The 1,470-nt window shown below is 70.5% G+C and carries 1 protein-coding gene; it reads right to left on the reverse strand.

Annotation, left to right across the window (positions count from 1 at the left end; genetic code table 11):
* Nucleotides 1–66 precede the first annotated feature (66 nt).
* Nucleotides 67–1,461: an FAD-binding oxidoreductase gene (locus tag ACIBQZ_RS43275; protein WP_396094784.1), complete on the reverse strand. Its 1,395-nt coding sequence runs from the start codon at nt 1,459–1,461 to the stop codon at nt 67–69.
* Nucleotides 1,462–1,470: the final 9 nt, after the last annotated feature.

The raw sequence follows: 1,470 nt of genomic DNA on the forward strand, positions 1-1,470 counted from the left end.
GTAGTTCCCGTCCAGGTCACACCCGTTTTGTGAGGTTCCTCATCCAGATGTGACCCGAACGTTGTTCTAGCGACGGCCGACGGCCTTCGCGTAGAGGTCGAGCAGGCGGCCGTCACCGTCGTAGCGCTGCTTCAGAGCGGGGTAGTTCTGGCCGCCGTAGGCCGCCCAGAACGTCTCCTCGTCGTAGTAGGCGTCCGAGTACAGGGACTTGTGCCCGTCGAAGCCGGCCACCGCCGCCTCGATCTCCCGGTTCTTGTCGCCCTCGGCCTTCCCCGGCTCGATCGCGACCGTTCCCCAGAAACCGGCGTTCACGTAGGTCTGACCGGCCCGGAGCGGGTACAGCGACCAGGGCTGCGAACCGGCCTCGGGGGTGCCGGCCGGGCCGGACTCGCGCAGGCGCAGCGGGCACAGCCAGACCGGGGTCATCGGCACGTGGTCGAGGTACCAGCGGAGGAACTCGGCCGTCCGGGTGACCGGCAGTTCGACGTCCTGGATCACCCGTTCGCGGGCGGGCTTGCCGCGCCACTGGTCCACCTTGGCGACCACGCCGTACTTCATCTCCACCCCGACCAGCCGGTGGAAGACGTCACTGCGCCGCAACCGGGCCGGCCAGTAGCGACGCACCTTCGGGTTCTGCGCGCCGAACGCGGCCGAGCACCAGAACCAGTCGGTGTCCCAGCGCCACAGGTAGTCGTGGATGGTCAGCTTGTCCGTGGTCCGCCGCTGGATCGAGCGGTAGAACGGCTCCGGTCCGGTGTAGTCGCTCAGGCCGGACAGGTCGTCGGTCCAGCTGCCCAGGGTCAGGTAGGCCTCGGAGGCGGAGAACACCACGCCGTCGAGGAAGTCGACGCCGGTGCCCTCCCACTCCCGGGCGGCGCTGATCGTGCCGATCGCCGCCGTCAGTTCGTCCAGGTCCGAGAACCGCACGTGGCGCAGGGCCACCGCGGGCTGCACGGGTTCCAGCTCGATCCGCAGCCGGGTGGCGTAGCCGAGCGTGCCGTAGGAGTTGGGGAAGCCCCGGAACAGATCCGCGTGCTCCCCCTCGGGCCGGGCGGTGACCAGGGTGCCGTCGCCGGTCAGGATGTCCAGCTCGAGCACCGACTCGTGCGGCAGGCCGTTGCGGAACGAGCTGGACTCGATGCCCAGCCCGGTCACCGCCCCACCCAGCGTGATCGTCTTCAGCTGGGGCACCACGAGCGGCATCAGGCCGTACGGCAGGGTGGCCGCGACCAGCGACTCGTAGGTGCACATCGCCTGGACGTCGGCGGTGCGCGCGGCGGTGTCGATCGAGATGACGCCGTCCAGACCGGAGACGTCCAGTCCGGTCGTGGTGCCCTCGGCCCGGGCCCGGAACAGGTTCGAGGTGCGCTTGGCCAGCCGCACCCGCTGCCCGGCGGGGATCGCCCGGTAGGACGCCAGCAGCCGCTCCACCGCGGCCCGGTGCGCCTGCGCGCCCCGCACCAGCGTGAT

This window comes from Actinoplanes sp. NPDC049599 (assembly GCF_044465625.1).
Taxonomy (GTDB): Bacteria; Actinomycetota; Actinomycetes; order Mycobacteriales; family Micromonosporaceae; genus Actinoplanes.